The organism is Pseudomonas sp. D4002, from assembly GCF_013385665.1.
GTDB lineage: Bacteria > Pseudomonadota > Gammaproteobacteria > Pseudomonadales > Pseudomonadaceae > Aquipseudomonas.
The window spans coordinates 1-6,450 of the sequence record NZ_JACAPN010000057.1 but is presented as its reverse complement, the minus strand read 5'-3'; the positions used below and the strand labels follow the sequence as shown (position 1 = coordinate 6,450).

Annotated in this window: 7 protein-coding genes; 3 read left to right on the top strand and 4 right to left on the bottom strand. The window is 57.0% G+C overall.

What is annotated here, in order from left to right:
- Positions 1–43: 43 nt before the first annotated feature.
- The gene (locus HX824_RS30540) at positions 44–1,372 is read right to left on the bottom strand and encodes a hypothetical protein (protein WP_177055923.1); all 1,329 of its coding nucleotides are present in this window, start codon (positions 1,370–1,372) and stop codon (positions 44–46) included.
- Positions 1,373–1,588: 216 nt separating this feature from the next.
- On the opposite strand from HX824_RS30540, the gene HX824_RS30535 reads away from it, so the two are divergent.
- The 3 genes from HX824_RS30535 to feaR all read left to right on the top strand — a co-directional run bounded on the left by HX824_RS30535 (position 1,589) and on the right by feaR (position 4,724).
- Positions 1,589–3,088: an APC family permease gene (locus HX824_RS30535; protein WP_177055922.1), complete on the top strand. Its 1,500-nt coding sequence runs from the start codon at positions 1,589–1,591 to the stop codon at positions 3,086–3,088.
- Positions 3,069–3,653, top strand: a complete 585-nt coding sequence (locus HX824_RS30530; protein WP_177055921.1) for a DUF3156 family protein — start codon at positions 3,069–3,071, stop codon at positions 3,651–3,653. The genes HX824_RS30535 and HX824_RS30530 overlap by 20 nt, the downstream gene beginning before the upstream one ends.
- A gap of 117 nt (positions 3,654–3,770) precedes the next feature.
- A complete protein-coding gene (gene feaR / locus HX824_RS30525) occupies positions 3,771–4,724 on the top strand; it encodes a transcriptional regulator FeaR (RefSeq protein ID WP_003219901.1) in 954 nt (317 codons plus the stop codon).
- 164 nt (positions 4,725–4,888) lie between these two features.
- Here the strand turns inward: feaR and HX824_RS30520 are convergent, their stop codons facing one another.
- The 3 genes from HX824_RS30520 to HX824_RS30510 form a co-directional block, all read right to left on the bottom strand.
- Positions 4,889–5,302 (bottom strand): hypothetical protein, encoded by a 414-nt coding sequence (locus HX824_RS30520; RefSeq protein ID WP_177055920.1) that lies wholly within the window; start codon positions 5,300–5,302, stop codon positions 4,889–4,891.
- Positions 5,303–5,435: 133 nt separating this feature from the next.
- The gene (locus tag HX824_RS30515) at positions 5,436–5,816 is read right to left on the bottom strand and encodes a hypothetical protein (RefSeq protein WP_102606198.1); all 381 of its coding nucleotides are present in this window, start codon (positions 5,814–5,816) and stop codon (positions 5,436–5,438) included.
- A partial coding sequence (locus HX824_RS30510) for an RHS repeat-associated core domain-containing protein (RefSeq protein ID WP_305729240.1) occupies positions 5,813–6,450 on the bottom strand: 638 nt, incomplete at its 5' end. The genes HX824_RS30510 and HX824_RS30515, both read right to left, overlap by 4 nt.

The window sequence follows — 6,450 nt, the reverse complement described above, 5'->3', positions numbered from 1 at the left end:
AGCCCGCTCCCACATGTGATCTCGGTAGCTCATTGCATCTGTGTTAGAACGGCACGGCCACGGTGACCTGGCTATAGAGATTGGTGCCATTGCCACCCACCTGGTTGCCGCCGTTGCTCTCATCCTTGTTGGGCTTGTACAAACCCAGCAGCGGCGTGACGATCAGGTGTTCGTTCACCGCCCACTCCGCGTACAGGTCCAGTTCGCGCCCATCGAGGTTGAGCATGCCGCCCTTGCTCAACGTCTTGTAGTCGAAGAACAGCGCACCGACAGTCACGCTGTCCAGCGGCTTGACCTTCAACGCCACATGCTGCACCTCAGTATTGGTATTGAACGGCCCCGAATAATTGCCGGCCACCTCGCCCTGCACCCAGGTGCCGTAGCCACGGTTGAAGCCCGAAAACATCGCATCCCAGTTTTTCGAATAGCGGCTGTAGCGGTAGGTCAGGTCCGGCGACCACGGCAGCGCGGCGAAGGTATAACCGCCTTCGGTGTACCAGGCCTTTTCCGGGCCGGCGTCCTTGTCCTGCCAGGCGTATTCAAAGGAAAAGTGCGCGTTCTCGATCCCGGCATTACCGGCGCCCCGCAGGCTGTAGATGTTCATCCCGGCGCGCTGTTTTTGCAGGTCATTGGCATAACGGTCGTCGACGCTGATGCCGTGGATATAGGTCAACCCCAGGGTGCCGGGCGCGGCGGTGTAGTCCAGGGTGCCGGCAGCCATTTCAGTGTTGGCCTGGGCGCGGTTGTCGGACTTGATCCACATTACGCTGCCATGCACGCCGTCCTTGCCACCCAGGCGTAGCACTGCGGTTTGATCGAATGCATGCCGGGCGGCGATGTAGTAGGCGCCGCCCCGGTTGAACTTGCCGTCATCCACGCCCTTGCCGAAGTTCGGGCCGTCATCGTTGATGATGAAACCGTCGCCGAGCATGATGACCTGGCGGCCGAACGACAGGTCCACACCCTCCTTGCCCAGTGCCGGAAACAGTTCCCCCGAGCGCCAGCCGGCGAAGGCTTCGTCGAACTTGGTGGTGCGCTCGCTGCCGGTGGTCACGCCCGACGCATCGCCATCACCCCAGGTGCCCGAGCTGACCAGGTTGGCCGTGCCATACACGCTGCCCAGGGCGCCGAAGCGCTGGTCGACGCTCAAGCCATACTTGATAAAACCTTCACGCCAGGTGGAACCGCCGGTGGTGCCGTCGTAGTTCTTGCGGCTGTTGAACATCCCGTACACCGCCAGGAAGTTGCCGGTGACCTGAGTGTCGTCATCGGCATACAGCTCGAACGCTTGGGCCGATGAGTCGATGATCATCAGCGCGATGCCCAGGCTGATGGCCCTGTACAGGTGACGGGTTTGTTGTGTGTGCTGCATTGTTATAGTCCCCAACAAGGTGAATTGAGGGAGCATTAGGGCGAGCGCCACCGGGCCAAGTCTTTCCCCTGCGTGCCAGGAAATTGTCCCAGGCCGCCAGTGGCGCAGCAGTGGCAGGCAGCAACAAAACCGGCGGCAGCCAGGAGCAAGACGATCAGCCAGGGCGGGCGCAGAGTGCCAATACTTCTAAAAATCCGCTTCTTGAGGATCTGCACCATGTCGATCAACGACCGGCTCACCGAACATTTGAAACGCGGCACGGTGGGCTTTCCAACCGCGCTGGCGAGCACCATTGGCTTGATCATGGCCAGCCCGGTGATCCTCACTGCGACCATGGGGTTTGGCATCGGCGGCAGCGCCTTTGCGGTGGCGATGTTGATCGCGGTGGTGATGATGCTGGCCCAGGCGACCACCTTCGCCGAAGCCGCCTCGATCCTGCCCACCACCGGCTCGGTCTACGACTACATCAATTGCGGCATGGGCCGGTTCTTTGCGATCACCGGCACCTTGTCGGCGTACCTGATCGTGCATGTGTTTGCCGGTACCGCCGAAACCATCCTCTCTGGCGTGATGGCGCTGGTGAACTTCGAGCACCTCAACACCCTGGCGGAATCCGCCGGCGGTTCGTGGTTGCTGGGAGTGGGCTTCGTGATTGTGTTCGGGGTGCTCAATGCGTTTGGCGTCAGCGCGTTTGGCCGGGCCGAGATCATCCTCACTTTCGGCATGTGGACCACCTTGATGGTGTTTGGCGTGCTGGGCCTGATCGCAGCCCCGGCGGTGCAGCTGGACGGCTGGTTCGGTGAATCCCTGGTCGGTACCGACCTGATTACCATCCTGTCGCTGGTGGGCATGGCGATGTTCATGTTCGTCGGCTGCGAATTCGTCACGCCGCTGGCGCCGGACCTGCGCAACTCGGCCAAGGTGATGCCCAAGGCGATGGTGCTGGGGCTGCTGGGGGTGGCCACGTGCATGTTCATCTATGGCGCGGCCATGAAACGCCAGGTGGAAAACGTATTGATCGACGCGGCGGGCGGCGTGCACCTGCTGGATACGCCGATGGCCATCCCGAAATTCGCCGAGCAGGTGATGGGCAGCATCGGCCCGATGTGGCTGGGCATCGGCTTCCTGTTTGCCGGTGCTGCGACCATCAACACCTTGATGGCCGGTGTGCCACGGATCCTGTACGGCATGGCGGTCGACGGCGCGTTGCCCAAGGTCTTCACCTACCTGCACCCGCGCTTCAAGACACCGTTGCTGTGCATCCTGGTGGCGATGCTGATTCCGTGCCTGCACGCGCTGTACCTGGGCGGCAACACCGACAACATCATGCACCTGGTGCTGGCGGCCGTGTGTGCCTGGAGCTTTGCTTATCTGCTGGTGACGCTGTCGGTGGTGATCCTGCGGATTCGCCGTCCGGATCTGCCTCGCGCCTACCGTTCGCCGTTCTTTCCGCTGCCGCAGATTCTGTCGAGCATCGGCATCCTGCTGGGCATGTGGTTTATCACCCCGCCGGGCATGAACCCCGCCGACATCTACATTCCCTTTGGCGTAATGCTCGGGTGCACGGCGGCGTACGCGCTGTTCTGGACGCTGGTTGTGCAGAAGGTCAATCCATTCAGGCCCGCCTCGGTGGAAGAGGTGTTGGCCAAGGAGTTCGCCCATGATCCGGATCAGCCGCACAACGGGTATATCAGCCATGCTGCAAAAACTGTCTGAGCTGTTCAGCGCCCGGCGCGCGCCTGCCGGGTATCGACCCGGCGTTACGCTGGAACACCTGCGGCGTAACCTCGGCCTGGCCGGTTATGAGGTGTGTGGACCGACGACGGCCCGGGTTTCCCTGGAGAATCTCGGGCTGCAACTGGAGATCGTCGAGCGCACCGAGTCGCAGCTGTTGATGCACCTGGTGATGACCGAATTCGTACTGCGCATCCCTGCCTCGCAGCAGGGCACGGCGAGCTTCGAACTGCACCACACCGGGGCCGTTCGACGCACCGGAATCCGCTGTCGACAGCGGTCGGGCGACAAGGAGGTTTCAGGCATTTTGCACACACAATTGCAGGAGGGCAGCGCCTTGCATCGCGCCTTGATGCCGCTGGACTTCAAGCGCCTGCGCATCGACCTGGTGGATCACCAGTGGTGTGTGCGGCTTGAGCATATGGGCGGCAGCGAGGTGGTCAACCGCATGCCGGCGTTCCGTCGCTACATCGCCTTGAGCAGTGTGCAACGCGCCTGGCTGCTGGACGCCTTGAACGGTTTCCAGCGCGCCTTGCAGGCCCACTGACCGCAGTATTTGGCATCAATAGTGCAACCACCTTGGCAGACACGTACTTGTTGCGCGCATATAGATAACATGTTAACTATTGCCCGACAAAAACAAAAAGCCAAGGTGGAAACAACCATGAGCATGCAACAGATTGGGCAAGACGGGCTGGACCTCTGGACCCGGGATCTGCGCGCGGTTTGCGGTCACTTCGACACAGAACTGGCCTTCAACCGCTCGCTGTTCATCGGCAGCATCAGCACCTTTTCCCGCGGCGGTTTGCCACTGGCCAGCCTGCGCACCAACGCCGGCCTGATCAAGCGCCCCAAGGCCCGAGCCGACCACGATGACGACCAACACTGCTTCCTCGTCAGCCAGCGCAGCGGCTACTGCCAGATCACCCAAAACGGCCAGAGCTTCCAGCTTGCCCCCGGCGAACTGTTATTGATGGACTCGGTGGGCTCCATCGACATCACCCCGTTCGGGCTGATCGAACACGCGTCCCTGTCCTTGTCCCGCGCAGAGGTGTGCAAACAGTTCGGCAACCAGCCCAAGACCTTCGGCAAAATCTCCTCGAGCAAAGCCTGCGGGCGCATGTTGCATGTGTTGATGGATCAACTGTGCAAAGACGCACTGAACGGCGAAGGCGCGGTCGGGGAAGGGCAGGCGTTGCAGTCGGCGTTTGTCTCGCTGCTGGGGTCGGCGTTTGAGCAGGAAGACGATGAGCGCGATGATTGTGGCGGGTTGCAGGGCAGCAATCTGCGCAGCTATGTGCAGAAGGTGATTGATGAGTCATTGACCCAGCCAGGGCTTAGCCCGGTGGGGTTGGCGAGTCGGTTGAACATCTCGGTGCGGCATTTGTACCGGTTGTTTGAGGAACAGGATGACAGCGTGTGCCGGTATATCCAGCGGGCGCGGTTGAAGCGCAGTGCGGATGATCTGACCAATCCGTTTTTGCGCAGTGAGTCGATTACATCGATTGCGTATAAGTGGGGGTTTACGGATTCGGCGCACTTTAGTCGCTCGTTCAAGAAGCAGTTTGAAGTGTCGCCGAAGGATTTTCGGGCGGGGCGGTTGCAGCAGGTGGGATAGGGGGTTGGCAGGCATTTCATTGACGTACACAGCTCAACTGTGGGAGCTGGCTTGCCTGCGATGTCGATTTTTTAGGCACCCTACATGCTGGAATGTTCCGAATATGCTGAACTTTCCAACTGGCTGTTCTTCCGTTATTCGAAAGGTGAGAATGTACTAATCGCTTAGTTGAAATCTTCGTATCTTTCAGCGCTTAACGATGCAAGCCAGGTTTTAAAAAAAGTAATTTGCTCTTGTGGGTCATTTGTGAGGTTTTCCTCTTCGTAATCAAAAATGTGAACTATATCCTCTGGGAGGGCGGGTTTGCCCATCGTCATTTGATAAGCGACAAGCCCTGCACTCATTTGGGATGCCATCCTTGAAGGCATCACGTTTAATCTCGCGCCCTTGCAAAGAAATGCGATGCGGGGGTGATCGGCTCTGATTTTTGCAAGGCAGACATAGAGATCTCTTCCACCATAGATTCTCTGTGGGGTTTCAGATTCTGAGAGTTTCATCAGGCATTTGGCTGCATCATATCTTACGGTGATTTCGACTTTTTTATTTTCTATTAGTGCGCAGATTTTTTGGGTTTTCATTATGACGATTTCTAATTGGGATCCATGATGTCGTATTGAAAAAATAGACCAGTCCTGAGCTTTCAGAGTTTGATCAGACCGAATCTGCGTGTGAACTCCCCGCAACCTTGACCAGCGCCGCTTTATTTTGCGACTAACATGAAGTTGCCCAGCGCTCGCAAAAATCATGCTGTTCTTGTATGTCATTGGTTAAGTCGTTTTCTTCGGGAGAAAAAATGTGAACTAGCTCGCCTTCAGGTTTGCCCATGGTGAGTTCGTAAGCTACCAATCCATTTGACATGTGTGATGACATTCCAGATGTGTGTACGTTAATTTTTGCGCCCTTACACAAGAACTTTATATCCTTGAAGTCCATTCTTGCCAGACCGAAGCTTTCGTATAGATCTATGGCGCTGTAGGATTTTCTGACCCCGTTGTTTAATGATAGAGTAAGGGTCGGCTTCCCCCCGTCGTATTCAACTGTTGCACTTTCACGAACGTTATCTCTGATTATGGTGATTTCACGTGATTTCATGGGTAACCTCTGTTCGGATTTAGTAGTGTGTATCCTTTGTAAGTGCCGTCATCGTTTACCGGTGAAGCACCCAAAATATCTTTAGTGTCGATACGTTTGGGAATGGCGATTTCTAATTCATATTTGTATTTGGAGCGGTCGCCTAGTTCCTTATTGACATCCCTCCCAGGAATCTTTTTGAGGGTATAAAGGAATCCCTCATCAAATCCATGTCCCGAGGCAAAGACCAGTGCTCTTTTCCTTGATGTGGAAGTAGGCACGAAATTGCTAGGAGGGCTGGCGTTATTCAAAGAGTGTAAATAGAGATTTGTGCTCTCTCCTCTACTTTCAAACCCGTCTCTGAAAATTTCATCTGGATGTCTCAAATCACCTCGATACAGATATTCCTGCTTTTTTTCTGGCGCGGGAGTTGAGGGCGTACCCTCATCAACCTTAGATATTCCTGATGGATCTTCAGCTTTGGTTTCAGGCTTGCATCCATCCCCACCCGGACAGGTATTCAACCCCAACGGATCCACCCATCCGGTCGGGTTGGGCACGTACTGGTATCCGTTCAGTCCGCCCGCCAGTTTCACCGGATCGGGCGTCAGGTAGCGGCCAATGTCCGGATTGTAGTAGCGATGTCGGTTGTAGT

Excerpts from the sequence above, each read along its gene's own strand:
- HX824_RS30520 (WP_177055920.1), bottom strand. The coding sequence starts at position 5,302 with ATGAAAACCCAAAAAATCTGCGCACTAATAGAAAATAAAAAAGTCGAA.
- HX824_RS30515 (WP_102606198.1), bottom strand. The coding sequence starts at position 5,816 with ATGAAATCACGTGAAATCACCATAATCAGAGATAACGTTCGTGAAAGT.
- HX824_RS30535 (WP_177055922.1), top strand. The coding sequence starts at position 1,589 with ATGTCGATCAACGACCGGCTCACCGAACATTTGAAACGCGGCACGGTG.
- HX824_RS30530 (WP_177055921.1), top strand. The coding sequence starts at position 3,069 with ATGCTGCAAAAACTGTCTGAGCTGTTCAGCGCCCGGCGCGCGCCTGCC.
- HX824_RS30540 (WP_177055923.1), bottom strand. The coding sequence starts at position 1,372 with ATGCAGCACACACAACAAACCCGTCACCTGTACAGGGCCATCAGCCTG.
- feaR (WP_003219901.1), top strand. The coding sequence starts at position 3,771 with ATGAGCATGCAACAGATTGGGCAAGACGGGCTGGACCTCTGGACCCGG.